Raw genomic sequence first — 19,463 nt, forward strand, 5'->3', positions numbered from 1 at the left:
GAGGTGCAATGAAAAATAAACTTATGACCGGCCCCAGCCCCGACTGCAAGCACCCTATGGCGGGCTTCCCACAGGTTTGCTTTATCAAAAACACGACGAAAAACCCGAATATTATTATCGGGGATTATACCTATTACGACGATCCACAAGATTCGGAAAACTTCGAGCGCAACGTGCTCTATCACTATCCGTTTATTGGCGACAAACTGATTATTGGCAAATTCTGTGCACTGGCACGCGGGGTTCAATTCATCATGAATGGTGCCAATCATAAAATTTCAGGAATCTCGACGTACCCTTTCAATATTTTTGGTCATGGTTGGGAGCGTGTCACGCCATCAATGGATGAACTGCCCTATAAGGGCGATACCCAGGTTGGAAATGATGTTTGGATTGGTTATGACGTGCTTATCATGCCGGGTGTGACTATCGGCAATGGTGCCATCGTTTCATCGCGTGCCGTAGTGACGCGTGATGTACCGGCCTATAGCATTGTGGGCGGTAACCCGGCAACCGTGATTAAGAGCCGCTTCCCGCCGGAGACGATAGCTAAACTCGAGGCTATTGCGTGGTGGGACTGGCCGATAGAAGATATCAGCCACAACCTACACTTGATTACCGCAGGCAATGTCGATGCTCTGGCGTCCGTGAATACCCCCCAAGATCAAGCATGATCATGCTGACCCTCGGCGGATCAATACCGGCGGTAAAATGACATTTTGCAGTTGCAGGTCAACACCGGCGATACGCTGTAGTAACCGCTGCCCTGCACTGTAACCAATTTCTCTGGCAGAACTGGTGATAAACGTGAGTGGCGGTTCAGTTAACTCGGCTTCCGGCACATCGCCAAAACCAATCAGTGCCACTTGCTGATCCAGATAGGTGTCTACCCCAGCACTACCAATAGTCCGTCCGGTGCGTAAAATACCAAAGTAAGCGCCCAACGCCACCGACGCCTGATGGCAGATGATGGCGCTAACGTTGGGGTGATAGCGTAGCAACTCTTGTGCCGCATCTGCCGCCGCCTGCTGTTGCCCATCGCATTCAACCACCCATTCAGAACGGAATGGCAGGCCATATTGAACTAACGTGGCACAAAAGCCCCCCAACCGCTCTGCGCGGGTCAATGAGTGCGAGTGCCCACCAAGATAGGCAATTTGCCGGTGACCGCGGCCAATCAAAAACTCAGTAGCCATTTTAGCCGCTTGCATATTATCTGGGCGTACAACGTCAACACCTTCCAACACATTAGACCGTGCCGCGCAAATCAATGGAATATCATGCTCTGCCGCCTTCTCCTGCAATCCCATCTCACGTTTGGCGCCGCCCCCCAACACCAAGCCGTCAACACCTTGATCGATAAGTGTATCGAAGCAACGTAATAACCCCTTGCCCTCACGACCACTTTGCGTCAAAAACAGCAATTTGCCTTCGGCTTCAATTGCTTCACTTAAACCCGCCGTCATTGCGGCATAAAACGGATCGCCGATATCGCGCACAATCAAGCCAATCACGCCGGACTCGCCACCGCGTAATTGTGCCGCCTGGCGGTTACGCACATAACCTAACTGTTCGATTGCCTGATTGACCCGGTCTGCGGTTGCCCCTGAGATACGCCCTTTGCCACTAATAGCTAATGAAACGGTCGCCACTGAAACACCGGCAAATTTAGCCACATCGGTAATTGTGATTTTTTTAATGGTCATAACCGCTGATAAACAAGCCAAGTTAAACGTTTAATCTGATGATTTACTCTAATACAGAAGTAGCATCAGTAATTGTGACATATCGCTCATATTATCTGGGTTAAACGTTTTATCTTGTTTAACCTCCAGACAGGGAGGCGAAATAGTCGCCATTTGTCGATAAACAAACCGTGATTAACAACTGCGGTGGTTAGAGCAGACATTTCTAACATCAGGCGTTTTGAAAAACAGGAGTCACTATGTCAGCGGTAAAAAAACAAAAAATTACGCTGTGGGAGTTTTTCCAAAGTTTAGGGAAAACCTTCATGCTGCCGGTCGCCTTGCTCTCCTTTTGTGGGATCATGCTGGGTATCGGCAGCTCGCTCAGCAGTAAAGATGTCATCACCCTATTGCCGGTAATTGGCCATCCTGCCTTCCAGTTGCTCTTTACCTGGATGAGCAAAGTGGGTTCGTTTGCCTTTAGCTTCTTGCCCGTGATGTTTGCCATTGCTATCCCGCTAGGGATGGCGCGTGAAAATAAAGGCGTGGCAGCGTTCTCTGGTTTCGTCGGCTTTGCCGTGCTGAATCTGGCGACCAACTTTTACCTCACCACCAGTGGTGTGTTGCCAACCACCGATCCATTAGTCCTGAAAACGCATAACATTCAAAATATTTTAGGTATTCAGTCGATCGACACCGGGATCCTGGGTGCGGTGATTGTCGGGGTCATTGTTTACTTACTGCATGAACGCTTCAACACCATTCGCTTACCTGATGCATTAGCCTTCTTTGGCGGCACCCGCTTTGTCCCGATCGTGACGACGGTCGTGCTCGGGCTGGTGGGGTTGTTGATCCCACTGATCTGGCCGTTTTTCGCCGCCGGTATCACCGGTCTGGGTCGCCTGATTAACGGTGCCGGCATGTTCGGGCCGATGATTTTCGGCAGTGGCGAACGTCTATTACTGCCGTTCGGCCTGCACCATATTTTGGTGGCACTGATCCGCTTTACTGAAGCGGGCGGAACTATGGATGTTTGTGGTCATAGCGTGAGTGGCGCACTGACTATCTTCCAGGCTCAGCTATCTTGCCCAACCACCACCGGCTTCTCAGAAAGTGCGACTCGCTTCCTATCTCAAGGCAAAATGCCCGCCTTCCTCGGCGGTCTGCCAGGTGCTGCGCTGGCGATGTATCACTGTGCCAAGCCTGAAAATCGACATAAAATTAAAGGGTTGTTGATTTCCGGTGTTGTGGCTTGTGTGATTGGTGGCACCACCGAACCGATTGAGTTCTTGTTCCTGTTTGTAGCACCGTTCCTGTATTTGATCCATGCGATCCTGACCGGTTTGGGCTTTACTGTGATGGCGTTGCTGGGTGTGACCATTGGTAACACCGACGGTAATATTATTGATTTCGTGGTATTTGGTATTCTGCATGGCACCGCGACTAAATGGTATTGGGTACCCGTGGTTGCCGGGATCTGGTTCGTGGCGTACTACATGATTTTCCGTTTTGCTATTCAGCACTTCAATATCAAAACACCCGGCCGCGAGAGCGAAACCACCGCTAGCAGTAATGCAGAAAAAGCCGCTTATGGCGCTGCGACCGGTAAATCTGGTTATAACTCCCCTGCTATTCTTCATGCCCTGGGTGGTGCGGATAACATTGTCTCGTTGGATAACTGTATTACCCGCTTGCGGATGTCAGTTAAAGACATGAATCTGGTGGATAAAGAAGCATTAAAAGCCAACCGCGCCATTGGCGTAATTCAACTGAATGATCATAATCTGCAAGTTGTTATTGGCCCACAGGTGCAATCGGTGAAAGATGAATTAGACTCACTGATAAGCAGTGCTCAATTTGCAACACCTTAGGGCGGTAATTCGCTAAATACCGCTACCTAAATACACGTTACATAAAAAACTATACCCAAGGTTATTGGCGTTGCAGCCAGGCCGCCAGCAAACGCATCCCGATAAGCTTACGCAGTTAAGTGATTCGGGTGCGTGTGCAGCTCCCACTCTGCGGCTTCAAGAACCAAGGGTATTTTTGATAAGCGAGATGCTGATGTTTGATTTCTCAACGCCTGTCGATCGTCACGGCACTTGGTGTACCCAATGGGATTATATTGCAGACCGTTTTGGCGCTGCTGACCTGTTGCCTTTTACCATTTCGGATATGGACTTCCCTACCGCACCGGTGATTTTGCAAGCGCTGAATCAGCGTATCGCCCACGGTGTGTTGGGCTATAGCCGCTGGCAGCATGAAGATTTCCTTGGTGCAATCCGTCATTGGTATCTGCAACGGTTTCATTGCCACATTGATACCTCAATGGCGGTCTACGGCCCGTCGGTTATCTATATGGTCGCTCAGCTAATCCGCTGTTGGTCTGCACCCGGTGATTTCGTCGTTACTCACACCCCTGCCTATGATGCTTTCTACAAAGTTATTCTCGGTAATCAGCGCCAGCTACTTAGCTGCCCGCTGCACAAAGTGGATAACCAGTGGCAATGCGATATGGCACATCTGGAAGCGCTGTTGGCGCGGCCACAGACAAAAGTGCTGCTGTTGTGTAGCCCGCATAATCCAACCGGAAAAGTCTGGACACCACAAGAGTTGGCGCAAATGGCCGAACTGTGTGAACGCCATCAGGTTCGCGTTATTAGCGATGAGATCCATATGGATATGACCTGGGGCAATCAGGTGCATACACCATGGAGTGAGGTAGGTCAGACCCCATGGGCGTTGCTGACTTCAGGTTCCAAAACATTCAATATCCCCGCCTTAACGGGTGCCTATGGTTTAATCAGTGACAGTGAAACCCGTGATATCTACACCCAAATGTTGAAAGGCCGTGATGGGCTATCCTCTCCAGCGGTACTGGCTATCGTGGCGCATATTGCGGCTTACCAGCAGGCGCAACCGTGGTTGGATGAGTTACGCAGTTACTTGCAAGCCAATCTGGTTTATGTGGCACAGCGACTTAATGCGGCATTCCCGGCATTAAACTGGCAGCCGCCGCAAGCAACCTATCTGGCATGGATAGACCTACGCCCCTTGAACATTGATGACCACCAGTTGCAAGAGGTGCTGATTGAGAAGGAGAAAGTCGCCATTATGCCCGGTTTTACCTATGGCGAAGAGGGGCGTGGCTTTCTACGCCTTAATGTAGGCTGTTCCCGCAGTAAGGTCGAAGCCGGTATGGATAAGCTGATTAACGGCATTCTTTTTTTGCAGGACAATAACGGCAGTTAAGTAAAACAATATCGTGTATCACGCCGCTCAATCCCTTGAGTGGCGTTTATCTCCCTATCCAATATCATTTCTCCCCTGCCGATAACACCAATAAAGGGTATACTGCCACCACGCCGCAGGGGTTACATGTGTTGGACAACCGAATGAAAAAGAAAGAATTTATTGCTCAAGACTTGCTGAGTAAAATGTATCAATATGGCGAGAAATTACCTGAGAAATTGCCGCCAGAACGCCAGTTAGCAGAGGAATATGGCGTGTCACGCTTTACCATTCGTAAAGCGTTAGAGAAGCTGGCAGCCATTGGTGCCGTGCATATGGTGCAAGGTGCCGGGATCTTTATTAACCCCGGTGTGGGTAATAACCCGCTGGTATACAATTCAATTACGGAAAAGAAATTTAACCAAATCAGCTTCCGTTTGATTAATCTGCATAAACGTCGCCCTGACAATGAAGAACAACAAATCTTCAACCTTACGGCGGATGATTTTATCTGGGCATTTTCACGCTTGCGTTACATTGATAATCGTAAGGTTCAAATTGAGAACTCACGCATGCCGGTATCAGCGTTCCCTGATTTAAGCCAAAAAGTCATCGAAAGCTCGATACAGCAATATATTCTTAGCAAAGGCTATCGCCTGTCACATGCGTTAACCCACTATCAGGCGATTAATATCAATAAAGAACAAGCTGAGCTACTCGGATGCAAAAAAGGCATTGCCGCCATGCATATTCTAAACCGAGGGATTTTGCAGGATGGCAGGGTATATACCTTCAGCGATATCGTGGATATCGACTATTCCTGCACCTATGTTATTCCATTCAATCAGGATAACCTGAAATTTCGCCAGAGATGAATCAGGCCCGCATCAACTCTGGCAAAAAGTTCATTATGGCGTATGAATAGCCCCGTTTGGCAAACGGCTTTGTGTCCACTCATGAGGCCGATAAACCACCGGGAATTCATCAGCTAAGCGAGTATCAAAATCAACACCTATCCCCGCCTGTTCAATCGGATATAAATAGCCCCGCTCCGGCTGAACCGTGCCGGGAAATACACTAAGGGTATTAGCTGGATAGGCCACGAACTCCTGAATTGCCGCATTGTGCAAATAGATATTTAAATGGGTGTTAACCGCAGCACCAATCGGGGTCATATCCGGCGGGCAATGCCATGCCAGCCGAACACCAAAACTCTGACAGAAGCTCCCAAGTTTTAGTGCCGGGGTAATTCCGCCAATCTGTGATACATGGCAACGCAGGAAGTCGATCCGGCGATTGATTATCAAGTCTTTCCACTCTGCCGGATTATTAAATAATTCCCCCGTAGCAAGTGGTACCGCAGTTTGATTACGGATCTGCTCCAGCCATTCGTTCTGATTCGGCGGCAAAATATCTTCAATATAATAAGGGCGATACGCTTCTAGCTGCCTGGCAAACTGAACCGCTTGTTGTGGGAATAGCCGCTCATGCACATCATGCAAAATATGGAATTGATTGCCGTATTTTTCGCGTAGCGCTTTAAACATCGCCAACGTGTTATCCATATATTGGTCTTGATCGTAGTATGCGCCCAGTGTTGGCTGGCGGGTTGCATGCAGATCCTGAGCATTACCGCCATAAAATCCCAACTGGCAGCGGATATGCCGGTAGCCTTGCGCCAGCAAATGGTCTACCTCACCATACAGCCCATCCAGCGAGTCACTGGCGGCATGACTGTAGGCAGCAATGGCATCTTTCGATTTGCCACCAAACAGTTGGTAGAGCGGCATATCTGCCAGCTTGCCCTTGATATCCCATAACGCCATATCAATCCCGGCAATCGCGTTATTGATCACCGGCCCATTGCGCCAATAGGCATTGACCATCATCATCTGCCACAAGTCTTCAATATTATTAGCATCACGCCCCAGTAATAGTGGCCGGAGATATTCATCCACCATCACTTTAACGGCAAGGGGGCGCTGCTGAAAGGTGGCACAGCCCAGGCCAACAATCCCTTTATTAGTTTCAATCTTAACCACAACTAAATTATGGCGATCGGGGCGGGTTATCTGACATTCAATGCCAGTTATCAACGTGGGTTGCATGTAATGCTCCTTTACAACACTCAGATTGCGACGCTTCAACGTGGCAATCGATGATGCAAAAATAAATAAATCCGTATGTCATATTCGCTAATTTCACCTTATTTACACTGGCCTTGTAAACCTAAAATTTAAATGTTTTTTTTGGTTCGTGAAACGTGCTAATTACTTTAAAAAAACCATACCAATTTATAGAAAAAGCACCCAACAACACCCTAACGGTCGAATAATGTGATGCAGAACATGATTTATTGGTTTGTTTTTAACTTTCAGTAAACTTATTATCGTTCGCAGTGAATAAAAATAATGGCTCAGCTACGAGGGTTTTATGGGAAGGACTGAGGTATGTCAGTTAATAATTAAATTGGTCGGTGGTCAGGATAATATAAATAAAGTCTGGCACTGCATGACACGGCTGCGTTTTGATTTAATTGACGACAGTAAAGTCGAATGGCAGAAAATCAAACAATTGCCGGGTGTATTAGGGGCGCAAAATCAGAGTGATCAGGTACAAATTATTATCGGCCCACAGGTGAATGCCTGGTATCAAGATATTGTTGATAATATGTCACCTGAAAATAATGCTCCCTCAGCCACGACTGCCGTAATAAAACCTAAAGCACGGAAAAGTCTAATTTCACTGTTTATGGATACCGTTTCTGGGGTGTTCGGCCCTATCGTTCCGGCGATTGCAGGAGCGGGGATGATTAAAGGCTTACTGGCAGGGTTGATCGCTTTAAAAATCATCTCAGCCAAAAGCGACACGGTGATGATTATCGATTTAATTGCCAGCGGTGTATTCTATTTCCTGCCGTTCTTCCTTGCCGTTTCTGCGGCGAAGATATTTAAAACTAACGAATATCTGGCGGCGGCAGTGGCAGCATGCCTGATGTACCCCACACTCATTGATGCTGCCAAAGCGCTGGCCACGCATACCCCAGGCGCGGTGAATGTTATCTATTTTATGGATATCGTGCCAGTATCGGTATTTAACTATTCTGCCAGTGTTATTCCCGTTATTTTCTCAATTCTGGCGCTAAGTTATATTCACCGTTGGGTCGATAAAATTATGCCCGATGTGTTGAAAACAGTATTTACTCCCACGCTAACCCTTTTTATCACCGCATTGGTTTCATTGACGTTGATCGGCCCTGCTGGCATTTATTTAGGCAAACTGCTGGCATTGGGTATTCAGGGTTTATTTGATATCTCATCGGTATTTGCTGGCTTTATTGTCGGAGCCATTCGCCCGATTGCTATTCTTACCGGTATGCATCACGCCATGACCCCCATTGCATTGCAAAACTTTACCGACAAGGGTTTTGATATGTTAATGCCGATGATGTTTATGGCAAACATGGCCATCGCGGGTTCAACTTTTGCGATCTATTTCCATGTCAAAACCCGGCAAGAAAAAACCGTTGTGCTGTCTGCTGCTGTTTCTGGCTTATTGGGTATTACGGAACCCGCACTGTTTGGCGTGTTAACCAAATACAAAAAAGCGTTTATTGCCACGACAATAAGCAGCTCGATTGCTTCTGCATTTATCGCCTTTTTCGGCGTAAGGCTGTATGGCTATATTCTATCGAGCATATTCAGTCTACCGGCCTATATTGGCCCTTACTTTATCTACATCCTGTTGGGGGTCACCTTGTCACTTGGGCTGTCATTTATCCTCACTTATCTGCTGGTAGTGCGCACTGAGAAAAGATTGGTCGCAGTTGAATCGCAATAACTAGTTGAAATTAAAGCCAGCGTCATGGGCGGGCGATATTGTCCGCCATAACAATTAGTGATTTACATCACTTTTTTATGCAACGCAGTGGATATTTTCATTCATTTGTTTTTATAATGTTCTGCACTTTACCTACAAGAATCTACTTCTGATAAAAAGTGAGTGCACAGCATGATTGATCCCCGCCTCCCCCTGACCGACATTCACCGCCACCTTGATGGTAATATCCGCGCGCAAACTATTTTGGATCTGGGCCGCCAATTTAATCTGGCCCTACCCGCTGATGAACTAGCCGCACTGCGCCCGCATGTGCAAATCACTAAAACTGAGCCAGATCTGGTCAGCTTTTTACAAAAACTGGATTGGGGAGTTGCGGTTTTGGCCTCACTCGATGCCTGCCGCCGTGTGGCCTACGAAAACGTCGAAGATGCCGCTAATGCGGGTTTACATTATGCTGAACTGCGCTTTTCACCCTTCTATATGGCAATGAAACACCAATTGCCGGTCGCCGGTGTGGTCGAGGCAGTCATTGATGGTGTGCAGTCCGGTTGTCGCGATTTTGATATTGATATCCGCCTGATCGGGATCCTTAGCCGCACTTTTGGTGAACAGGCCTGTTTACAAGAACTTGATGCTTTACTGGCTCATCGCGAGGGGATTACTGCGCTGGATCTGGCTGGTGACGAACTGGGCTTCCCTGGCGGTTTGTTCCGCAGTCACTTCAATCGCGCGCGCGATGCTGGCCTGCGTATTACCGTCCATGCCGGTGAAGCCGCTGGCCCGGAAAGTATCTGGCAAGCTATCCGTGAGTTAGGTGCTGAACGTATTGGTCACGGTGTGAAAGCCGTTGAAGATAGCAAATTGATGGATTATTTGGCTGAACACAAAATCGGCATCGAATCCTGTCTGACCTCTAATATTCAGACCAGTACTGTCTCTTCGTTAGCCACTCATCCGCTGACCACCTTCCTGCGCCATGGCGTGATAGCATCGATCAACACCGATGATCCTGCGGTACAGGGGATTGAAATTGCTAATGAATATCATGTCGCCGCCCCGGCTGCCGGTCTAACACCGCAAGAAATCCGCCAGGCACAAGAAAATGGTCTGACGATGGCATTTATCTCTGAGCAGGAAAAACAAGCACTGCGTGATAAAATTCGTGGTTAAATCAGCCAGAAATTAACGAAAAACGCCTGTATTTCATAGAAGTACGGGCGTTTTTTATTGCCAGCCGTAACCGACTACTTGGTTTCTATCCGTGCCGTTGATGCCACAGATTCAGTCGCCTCGGCACGCTCTCTGGCGACACGTTTCGCGTAACGCTGTGCCAGAACCGCACATACCATCAATTGAACCTGATGGAATATCATCAAGGGTAATACCATCACACCAACCACAGAGGCAGGAAACAACACGTTAGCCATCGGAATACCATTGGCGAGGCTCTTTTTCGATCCGCAAAATACAATGGTGATTTCATCGGCAGTATTGAAGCCCAGCCAGCGGGCGGCCATGGTGTTAATAACTAATACTAGTGTCAATAGCACCATCGAACAGACCAGAATTGCCAGCAGTGACCAACCATCAATTTGATGCCAAATCCCCTGCACCACGGCTTCACTGAAAGCCACATACACCACCAATAGAATTGATGACCGGTCAGTGATATTTACCAGTTTTTTATGGCGCTCAACCCATTTTGCAATCAGTGGGCGCGATAAATGCCCAACAATGAACGGCACCATCAATTGCATAATAATAGAACCTATCGCATGCAGCGTATCTGTATCACCGCCTTGGGTGTGCATCAGCATGCCCACCAGCAGCGGTGACAGGAAAACCCCCAGAATACTGGATGCCGAGGCGCTACAGATTGCCGCCGCCACGTTCCCCCCCGCGACAGAGGTATAGGCAATCGCCGACTGAACCGTAGCAGGTAACGCACACAAATAGAGGAAACCCAGATACAGCGTTGGTGTTAACACGCCGGGAACCAACACATTCATTCCCAACCCTAACAGCGGGAATAAGGCAAAGGTGCTGAGGAACACCACCAGATGCAGCTTCCAATGCCCCATGCCTGAAACTATGGCGGCACGAGATAATTTGGCACCGTGCATAAAGAATAATAATGCGATGGCCGCTGTCGTCAGGTGTTCAAACCACACCTTAACTTCCCCTTCGCAGGGAAAAATGGAAGCGATAATAACCACCAGAATCAGCACTAATAAAAACTTATCTATCCGTAAGCGTTGTAACCATGACATGCCACTGTATTCCTTGAATATAGCCTTGGTTCTTGACGTTGCAGGGGGGAAGCTGTGTACGTTGCGCGGCCCATCCCTGAGCCTCACAAGGCACACAGCGTGCAAATCTGCTGGCTACCTGGCTGCAACACCAATGACTTTGGCTATCACTTTTATCAAATAATCGTATTGTGAGGTGAAAATCAGCTTGCTGGCGATACCGGCAGCGTTCTTTTCTGCTGATCAGAGGCAATGCCCAATTCAATCAGTTCCATTACTTTAATCGCTTCCGAGGCCGGCACTGGGTTAGCGGCAGTACCTAAAATGGCATCACGGATCCCCGCATAATAAGCAGGATAATTACCCGGTAACGTAAGTAACGGTTTCTCAGCGAGAACACCATCGCGTGACAGTGTCACTATTCCATCGCGCATATCGTAACCCCAATCAGCCTGTGGTAAACGTTCACCCGCTTTCAGCCTATCTTCTTGTGGATCCAGACCAAATTTGATGTAACTGCCCTGCATGCCGTGCACAGTATAACGGGCAGTTTCTGCCGCAGCTAACACCGTACCGTGTAACACTACCCGTTGCCCTGGATAGCTAAGAACAGCGTGGAAATAGTCAACAGATTGCGCGCCTGGGCGCAGCATCCCTAAATCAACATTTAGCGTCTGCGGCAAACCAAACAGTTGTAACGCCTGATCCAACAGGTGTGGGCCTAAATCGTACCAAATGCCGCTGCCAGCACCGGCTTGTTCACGCCAGCGTTGGCGGATCTCTGGGCGATAGCGGTCAAAATGAGATTCAAAATAGACAATATTCCCCAGTGAACCTTCAGCCAGCAGTGTTTTTAGCGTCAGGAAATCACTGTCCCAGCGGCGATTGTGGAACACTGAAAGCAATAAGTGGGCCTCATCTGCTTGTTTCTTCAACTCATTTGCTTGTGACAGTGTCACGGTGAACGGTTTATCCACCACCACATGTTTACCGGCAGCCAGGGCTTGCTGAGCCAGCGGGAAGTGAGTGTCATTCGGGGTTGGAATCACGATAAGATCGATTGAAGGATCATCAAATAACGTTTTGGGGTCAGAAACCACCGTCATTGTCGGCCAGTCAGCATGTACTTTACTGGCATCACTACTGGAAACCCCTACCAGCTCTAGCCCCGGAGTGCCCATAATCAGCGGCGCATGGAACGTTTTGCTGGCATAACCATAGCCCAGTAAACCCACTTTGATTTTTTCAGCCATCATATTTCCTCTCGCGCAGCATATTTGCCAATTGATATCAGTCGATCAATCGATTTGACACCATCATGATTCCCGCGACAAGAGGTAATTTTTGACTTAACGTTCAACGGCGCGGCTAAAGCCGCACGATGGCCTCTGCATTGTCCCGCCATTCTGGCTGGCGAAGGTTGCGTTGCGGGTAGTTGGTTTCAATGCTGCGACGCCTGAAATCACTGGGGCTGACACCGACACGCTTACGAAAAACGCGGGAGAAATAGAGTTGGTCGTCGTAACCTACCACGCGGCCAATAGTGGCAATCGGCTCCTGTGTGGTTTGCAGTAATAACTTAGCCCGAATAACCCGCTGGTCTTCACGCCAACGCAATATATTGATACCAACTTGCTCACGAAACAGATGCGCCAAGCGCGACGGAGACAAGCAAACATGGCGTGCTACCTCGTCAATGCGCAGTTCACCGGCTAAATTGCCGGTAATAAATTGGCACGCTTCAATGACGCGTGGGTCCATAATGCGTTGTGGGCTAAGAGGATCTTCTTCCATTGCGCGCAGCAGCAAGCGCTCAAGCAGATTCATACCCAACTCTTCGCCAAAACGCCGCCCTGATTTTTGCGTCTGTTCGATATTGGCAAACAGGCGATCAAATTCCAGTAATAAGTTGTTGTTAGGCAAAGATAACCGCCCAACCTCATGCGTTTTACTATGCCACTCCAACCAGTCAGCCCAGTATGCCCGTGGCCGGAAATAGACCCAACGGTGATACCAACAATCACTGTTCGGTGAGCGGCCATAATAGTGCGATGCCTTAGGGGGAAAGAGCAGCAAATCACCGGGATTGCTGTAAAAAGTATTTTCGCCGTCAAAAATCTTGCCCTGTCCCTTAATGGTCAGATTTAGAATATAACCCTTCATACCGCCCGGCCTATCGATAAAAAAATCGAGTGGTCCATCGGCCAGAATCGGGGTTAATCCTGCGACCAGATAGGCGTTAAAGGTATAGCCTGGTAACAAGGGATTGGGTTGCGGTTCCTGAACCATTCGATGGTACATTTAGCCTCCTTGGTGTCCTGATCTGATTGGCGTTCAAACGCATGGTGCTTACTTCAGTTTATCGGGCAGAATTCACGCTGCCCGATAGTGATTACAGAACTGTGAGCCAGATAGGCTTTTTATGGACTTTTCTGCCACCGTGCAGCTTATACCGTCCGTTTAGCCAACTGTTTGTAACGGTCGAAGATAACCGCAGCCAGCAGGATCAAACCACGGACCACATATTGTGAGAACGGCGAGATATTAAGCAGGTTCATGGCATTTTCCACTGTACCCAGAATCAGGATACCGGCGATAACGTAGGAAATTTTACCGATCCCGCCCTTCAGTGATACCCCACCCAACACACAGGCCGAGATAACAATCAACTCATAACCAATCGAGGTCATTGGCTGACCACTGGTCATCCGCGATGCCAAAATGATCCCTGCCGCCGCCGATACCAACCCTGATAAAACAAAAATGATGATTTTAGTGCGAACTACCGGCACCCCCGCCAGACGCGCCGCATCTTCGTTGCCCCCGATAGCCAGAGTATTGCGGCCAAAAGTGGTTTTGTTTAACAAGAAGCCGAACAACGCCAGGCAGGCAATGGTAATCCAGATAGGGGCGGGCAAACCGAGCCAGTTGGTGTAACCCAGCGCAAAGAAACGTTCATCTTCGATACCCACCGCTTTACCATCAGAGATGATATAAGCCAGGCCACGGACAATCTGCATCGTCGCCAGCGTGGTGATCAAGGCATTAATTTTCAATCTGGCAATCACAAAACCATTAATCAGCCCACATAGCGCACCCAGTAACAAACCTGCGCCCACACCCAGCCACATATTTTCGGTCATATTGATAACAACCGCAGTCGTTACCCCCGCACAAGCAATCACCGAGGCGACAGATAAGTCAAAATCACCGGATGCCAAACAAAACAACATGCCACATGCCACCATCCCCGACATCGAGATAGCCAATCCCAACCCTTTCATATTGATAAAGGAGCCAAAGTTAGGCACAAATATCACACAACCAATAAATACCACGGCAAAAACCACCAACATCCCGTAGCTATCCCAAATACGGGATAGCCCCAGCCCACCCTTGGCCGCTGTATCCTGTGGTGGTTGCGACTGGCTATTGTGTGCTCCACCTTTTAACTCGGTTGATGCCGGGTTCTTCTTATCAGAACTCAAAGTAACGCTGGACATGGATAACTCCTTCATAATCAAGCAACCGCAGGCGCGGCATCAGTAGTAATATTCGGGGTGCGTAGCATCGCCAGACTTAACGCCTGTTCTTCAGTGGCAGAACCGTGCTCTAACTCACCAGAGATTGCCCCTTCCCGCATCACCACGATCCTGTCAGCCAGCCCAAGAACTTCTGGCAAATCACTGGACGCAAACAGCACCGCAATGCCTTGTTTCGCCAGTTGATAAATCACGTTATAGATTTCATGTTTAGCCCCGACGTCGATGCCACGGGTTGGTTCATCCAGCAGGATCACTTTCATGTCTTCGGATAACCAGCGGCCCAAAATGGCTTTCTGCTGGTTGCCGCCAGACAAATTCATAATCAGTTGCTGGGGACCAGGTGTTTTGATATTCAAGGACTGAATACGCAGTGCCGCATTCTCCTGCTCCCAGCGGTTGTTGATTAAACAGCCAGCCGTCAGTGTTTTGCGCCGTGCGCTGATATTAATATTGTCCTGTACCGAATGGACTGGAATGATGCCATCCGCTTTGCGGTCTTCCGGGCATAACATGATCCCGGCGGTGATGGCGTCGATAGGTGAGCGAATCGTCAGTGCCTTGCCATCCAGCAAAACCTGACCACTTGTCAGCCTGGTACCACCAAACAACCCTTTTAATAACTCACTGCGCCCCGCCCCCACCAAACCAAACAGGCCAACAATTTCCCCTTGGCGGACGGTCAGGCTGATCGGTGATTTCACACCAATGGCTTTCACTTCTTGTAGTGTCAGGCGCTCTGGCCCTATTTCACGCGGCTGATAACCATAAATATCACCCAAATTGCGCCCAACCATGGCTTGCACCAGAGAGTCGTTATTCACCTGAGACATATCGTCAAACGTGCGCACATAACGGCCATCTTTAAACACCGTAATGGCATCACTCAGTGCAAAAATCTCCTCCATCCGGTGTGAAACATACAAAATGACCCGCCCTTCGGCGCGTAATTCGCGGATCACCCGGAACAATTGTTCTATCTCTCTGGCAGAGAGCGAACTGGTCGGTTCATCAAAAGCAATAATTTTGGCATTACGGGCCAACGCTTTGGCAATTTCCACCATCTGCCATTGGCCGATGGAGAGATACTTCAGTGGGGTATCGGGGTCAATATCCAACCCCAAATGTGAGAGCTGCAAACTGGATTCATAACGCAGTAATTTGCGATCAACCATGCCCATCTTGGTAGGCAATTGGCCCAGATAGATATTTTCGGCCACAGTCATTTCCGGTACCAAATGCAGTTCCTGATAAATGATCGCGACACCCGCATCAAGCGCATCAGTGGTATTGGCAAAGTTAACCACTTTGCCTTTAATGTGAATTTCACCCTGAGTCGGTGAATAGTTACCACTGAGAATTTTCAGCAGGGTAGATTTCCCTGCGCCGTTCTCTCCCATCAGGGCATGGATTTGCCCGGCCTGACAGGTAAAACTGATATCATCCAGCGCTTGAACACCGGGGAAACTTTTTCCGATGCCACAAAAAGCCAGATAAGGTGACTGTTCGGCTTCCAGCTCGGCTTGTAACGCAGAATGGAGTGCTGACATGATGGCTTCCTTATAAAGTTTGGTTCGCACGGCACCACCTGTCTGCGTGGTCCATTGGGGCAAGCGGTAGCCTGCCCCCGTGCGCCATAGTCTGTATACCCTTCAAACTTGACGCGGCAATGGGTGTTAACTGCCACGCCAATGGCGTTAGGTATAGCGGAATTACATCAAGCCTTTCTTCTCTAACTCGACTTTGAAGTTATCCCGAGTGATCAGCACCACATCAGTCACTTCGGTAAATTTCGGTGGTTCAACACCTTTGCTCACCCAGTCATTCAGCATCTGGATACTTTTATAACCATGAATATCCGGGCTTGGTAACAGGGAGCCATAGAAACCCGTGGCCTGGCCTTTGGACAGTTCACTTACCGCATCGACACCATTGATACCAATGCCAATCACATTTGGTGCTTTAAAGCCCTGACCTTCGGTGGCACGAACGCCGCCCAACACGGTGTTGTCATTCATGCCCACAATCAGCCAGTTTTTCACTTCAGGATGCTGAACTAACATGGAGTTGGCGGCATCAAATGCCCCAGGGATATCATTGGATTTGGTCGGTACTTTATAGATTTGCTTTTCTGGGAAGCCAGCGGCTTTCAGCGCGTCCATTGACCCACTGGTACGCCGGCGCGCCGTGTCCAGTTCATCAGAGGTAATTGCCATTACCGCCGTTTCACCCGGTTGCCAGCCGCGTTTGCTCATTTCTTTCCACAGTTCCTGCCCTTGACGTTCACCAATTTTGGTCGCCGCCATCATGACCAATGGAACGCTGTCCATCGGCTTGCCTTTGGCATTCACAAATTGGTCGTCTACCGCTATCACTTTCAGGTTATAACTGCGCGCCTTCGCCTCAATGGCCGGCCCCAGTTTCGGATCAGGTGTACAGATAACAAAGCCTTTCGCACCACTGGCGGCGAGACTATCGATAGCATTCAAGGTTTTCTCGCCATCGGGCACTGCAATTTTTATCACTTCAAAACCTAAATCTTTCCCTGCTTTATCTGCAAACTTCCATTCGGTCTGGAACCAAGGTTCTTCAGGTTGCTTTACCAGAAAACCCAACTTCATGCTTTCGGCAATAGCTGAATGTGACATAACTGCCGCTAACCCAACCACTGCCAGCGCCTTAGTTAATTTATGCATAATGTTCTCCGAACTATTTTTGTAGGAAGAGATATTTTTTGTGCATTTAATCATCAACCACCTAAATCATTCGATTTTTAGTGGAAACGTTATCAATGCTGTTTTTCAGTTCCAGTGCAGTTGTATGCTTTATTAAAAGCCACCTAACCTCACCACACCCAGTAAGACGGTGACAGTTTTAACGTTAATTATGCTTCAGAATGTAGAGCGCTATCACATCCAGGAATTACAGTTTGTTTATCCATATATTCAGCAAATTTAACCTCTCTCTAACTTTTGACTGACATCACAAAAACACTGTAGGAAGCAGAAAAGTGCATACTTCCAGCTATCTGCTCCTCACATATTGCCGTCACTCACTCCTATGGTTATTGGCAATGAATTCCTGTTTTCTGCAAATGTTAGGAGCAACCACTATGACAACCAGCGTTGTATCGGCAGACCGTCCTTTGTCGACAAATAAGGCTATAGCGCTCGGATTAGATTTTGGCAGCGATTCCGTCCGGGTATTGGCGGTAGATTGTCAACATGGCACCGAGATCGATACCGAAGTTGTCTACTACCCTCGCTGGCAGCAGGGCCTTTATTGTCAGGCCGCACAAAACCAGTTTCGTCATCATCCCCTGGACTATATAGAAGCGATGGAACAGGCGATCCGTCAGGTCGTCAGCCGCCTGTCAGAAGAACAGCGTCAGCAAATCGTCGGGATTGGTGTTGACTCCACGGGGTCGACACCCGCGCCAATTGATGATCAAGGGCAGGTATTGGCTCTGCGCCCTGAATTTGCAGATAATCCCAATGCGATGTTTGTGCTGTGGAAAGACCATACGGCAATAGAAGAAGCGGAAGAGATCAATCGCTTATGCCGCAGTGGTGAGTTTACCGACTATTCCCGCTATATTGGCGGTGTCTACTCTTCTGAATGGTTCTGGGCAAAAATCCTGCACGTGACACGCGCCGATGCCGCCGTGCGTGATGCTGCGGTATCGTGGATTGAACTGTGTGATTGGGTACCGGCACTGTTATCCGGCACCACTGCCCCACAGGATATTCAACGAGGGCGATGCAGCGCAGGCCATAAAAGCCTATGGCATCCATCATGGGGTGGTTTGCCGCCGCGTGAATTCCTGGCAGCACTGGATACCCATCTGGTGGACGACCTTAATTACCCGATGTTTACTGATACCTACACGGCTGAACGGCCGGTGGGTTTGATTACTGCTGCATGGGCTGAACGTTTGGGGCTACCGACCGGCGTGGTGCTCTCTGGTGGTGCGTTTGATTGCCATATGGGTGCCGTGGGCGCGGGTGCTCAACCCTATACGTTGGTCAAGGTTATCGGTACTTCTACCTGCGATATTCTGGTTGCCGATGACAAATTGGTGGGTGAACGCGCCATTGCCGGCATTTGCGGTCAGGTCGAAGGCAGTGTGGTACCCGGTTGGATTGGTATGGAAGCGGGTCAGTCAGCTTTTGGTGACATGTATGCCTGGTTCAGTCGTTTACTGAGTTGGCCATTACGTCAAGCTGCCTTAGCACAACCTGAATTGCAACCCCAGTTAAAGCAGATTGAGTCTACCCTCCTCGCGTCACTCACGGCTGAATGGGCAAAGAACCCTTCACTGGATCACTTGCCAGTGGTCTTGGATTGGTTCAATGGCCGCCGCACGCCAAATGCGAATCAGCGTTTGAAAGGGGTTATTGCTGATCTGAATTTAGGAACCGATGCCCCTACTCTGTTTGGTGGTTTTATCGCAGCGACCGCTTTTGGTGCGCGCGCTATCATGGAGTGTTTTGAACAGCAGGATATTCCTGTTGAGAACGTGCTGGCATTGGGCGGCATCGCGCGTAAATCACCGGTTATCATGCAAGTTTGTGCCGATGTGATGAATCGGCCTCTGCAAATTGTTGCCTCTGATCAATGTTGTGCGCTGGGAGCGGCAATTTTTGCTGCCGTGGCCGCAGGCATATATAGCGATGTCCCTGCTGCGCAGCGTCAGATGGCCTGTAAGATTGAGCGCACTCTGACACCGAACGCCAGCCAGGTTGCTCGCTACCAGCAACTTTATCAGCGCTATCAACAGTGGTGTCTGTCAGCAGAACCACACTATATGCCAGTAACCGATACGCCTGCGCCAATGACTGAGACAACACACTGATCTTGGCGATCAGACTGATTTATAAATATATTTTTATAACAATTTATTAAATGGAGTATCA

At 48.9% G+C, this 19,463-nt stretch carries 15 protein-coding genes; 7 read left to right on the forward strand and 8 right to left on the reverse strand.

The genetic code is table 11. The annotated features are described in order from the left end of the window. Positions 1–8 precede the first annotated feature (8 nt). Positions 9–674: a streptogramin A O-acetyltransferase Vat(F) gene (vat(F), locus tag EL015_RS10810; RefSeq protein ID WP_005184121.1), complete on the forward strand. Its 666-nt coding sequence runs from the start codon at positions 9–11 to the stop codon at positions 672–674. On the opposite strand, the gene malI is transcribed toward vat(F), so the two are convergent. Continuing rightward, on the reverse strand, positions 675–1,706 hold the full coding sequence (malI, locus tag EL015_RS10815) for a Mal regulon transcriptional regulator MalI (protein ID WP_005184118.1): 1,032 nt from the start codon (positions 1,704–1,706) through the stop codon (positions 675–677). It abuts the gene before it with no gap. A gap of 239 nt (positions 1,707–1,945) precedes the next feature. Here malI and malX point away from each other — a divergent pair, with 239 nt between their 5' ends. From malX to EL015_RS10830, 3 genes are all read left to right on the forward strand, one after another. Beyond that, positions 1,946–3,556, forward strand: a complete 1,611-nt coding sequence (malX, locus tag EL015_RS10820) for a maltose/glucose-specific PTS transporter subunit IIBC (protein WP_005184115.1) — start codon at positions 1,946–1,948, stop codon at positions 3,554–3,556. 193 nt (positions 3,557–3,749) lie between these two features. Continuing rightward, on the forward strand, positions 3,750–4,937 hold the full coding sequence (locus EL015_RS10825) for a MalY/PatB family protein (protein WP_032906092.1): 1,188 nt from the start codon (positions 3,750–3,752) through the stop codon (positions 4,935–4,937). A 143-nt stretch (positions 4,938–5,080) separates the two neighbouring features. Further along, positions 5,081–5,791 (forward strand): GntR family transcriptional regulator, encoded by a 711-nt coding sequence (locus EL015_RS10830; RefSeq protein ID WP_032906044.1) that lies wholly within the window; start codon positions 5,081–5,083, stop codon positions 5,789–5,791. A gap of 33 nt (positions 5,792–5,824) precedes the next feature. Here EL015_RS10830 and EL015_RS10835 read toward each other — a convergent pair whose 3' ends face one another. Next, complete coding sequence (locus EL015_RS10835; protein ID WP_005184105.1) at positions 5,825–7,024, reverse strand: enolase C-terminal domain-like protein; 1,200 nt, start codon at positions 7,022–7,024, stop codon at positions 5,825–5,827. A gap of 325 nt (positions 7,025–7,349) precedes the next feature. Between EL015_RS10835 and EL015_RS10840 the strand changes: the two genes are divergently transcribed. Both EL015_RS10840 and add read left to right on the forward strand, forming a co-directional pair. Next, positions 7,350–8,756 carry a PTS transporter subunit EIIC gene (locus tag EL015_RS10840; RefSeq protein ID WP_032906043.1) on the forward strand — a complete coding sequence of 469 codons (1,407 nt, stop codon included), beginning with the start codon at positions 7,350–7,352 and terminating at the stop codon, positions 8,754–8,756. Between the two features lie 171 nt (positions 8,757–8,927). Then, positions 8,928–9,926 carry an adenosine deaminase gene (add, locus tag EL015_RS10845; RefSeq protein WP_005184099.1) on the forward strand — a complete coding sequence of 333 codons (999 nt, stop codon included), beginning with the start codon at positions 8,928–8,930 and terminating at the stop codon, positions 9,924–9,926. Positions 9,927–10,000: 74 nt separating this feature from the next. Here the strand turns inward: add and EL015_RS10850 are convergent, their stop codons facing one another. The 6 genes from EL015_RS10850 to EL015_RS10875 all read right to left on the reverse strand — a co-directional run bounded on the left by EL015_RS10850 (position 10,001) and on the right by EL015_RS10875 (position 17,243). Beyond that, positions 10,001–11,026, reverse strand: coding sequence for a bile acid:sodium symporter family protein (locus tag EL015_RS10850; protein WP_005184097.1), 1,026 nt, complete (start codon positions 11,024–11,026; stop codon positions 10,001–10,003). Between the two features lie 182 nt (positions 11,027–11,208). Further along, a complete protein-coding gene (locus EL015_RS10855; protein WP_032906042.1) occupies positions 11,209–12,258 on the reverse strand; it encodes an oxidoreductase in 1,050 nt (349 codons plus the stop codon). A 115-nt stretch (positions 12,259–12,373) separates the two neighbouring features. After that, on the reverse strand, positions 12,374–13,306 hold the full coding sequence (gene araC / locus EL015_RS10860; protein WP_032906041.1) for an arabinose operon transcriptional regulator AraC: 933 nt from the start codon (positions 13,304–13,306) through the stop codon (positions 12,374–12,376). A 146-nt stretch (positions 13,307–13,452) separates the two neighbouring features. Beyond that, positions 13,453–14,508, reverse strand: coding sequence for an L-arabinose ABC transporter permease AraH (gene araH / locus EL015_RS10865; protein ID WP_032906040.1), 1,056 nt, complete (start codon positions 14,506–14,508; stop codon positions 13,453–13,455). 17 nt (positions 14,509–14,525) lie between these two features. Further along, positions 14,526–16,097, reverse strand: a complete 1,572-nt coding sequence (gene araG, locus EL015_RS10870) for an L-arabinose ABC transporter ATP-binding protein AraG (RefSeq protein ID WP_005184086.1) — start codon at positions 16,095–16,097, stop codon at positions 14,526–14,528. A 162-nt stretch (positions 16,098–16,259) separates the two neighbouring features. Continuing rightward, the gene (locus EL015_RS10875) at positions 16,260–17,243 is read right to left on the reverse strand and encodes an arabinose ABC transporter substrate-binding protein (RefSeq protein ID WP_005184084.1); all 984 of its coding nucleotides are present in this window, start codon (positions 17,241–17,243) and stop codon (positions 16,260–16,262) included. Between the two features lie 416 nt (positions 17,244–17,659). On the opposite strand from EL015_RS10875, the gene EL015_RS10880 reads away from it, so the two are divergent. Next, positions 17,660–19,402, forward strand: coding sequence for a ribulokinase (locus tag EL015_RS10880; RefSeq protein ID WP_032906039.1), 1,743 nt, complete (start codon positions 17,660–17,662; stop codon positions 19,400–19,402). Positions 19,403–19,463 lie beyond the last annotated feature (61 nt).

Source organism: Yersinia intermedia (assembly GCF_900635455.1).
Lineage (GTDB): Bacteria > Pseudomonadota > Gammaproteobacteria > Enterobacterales > Enterobacteriaceae > Yersinia > Yersinia intermedia.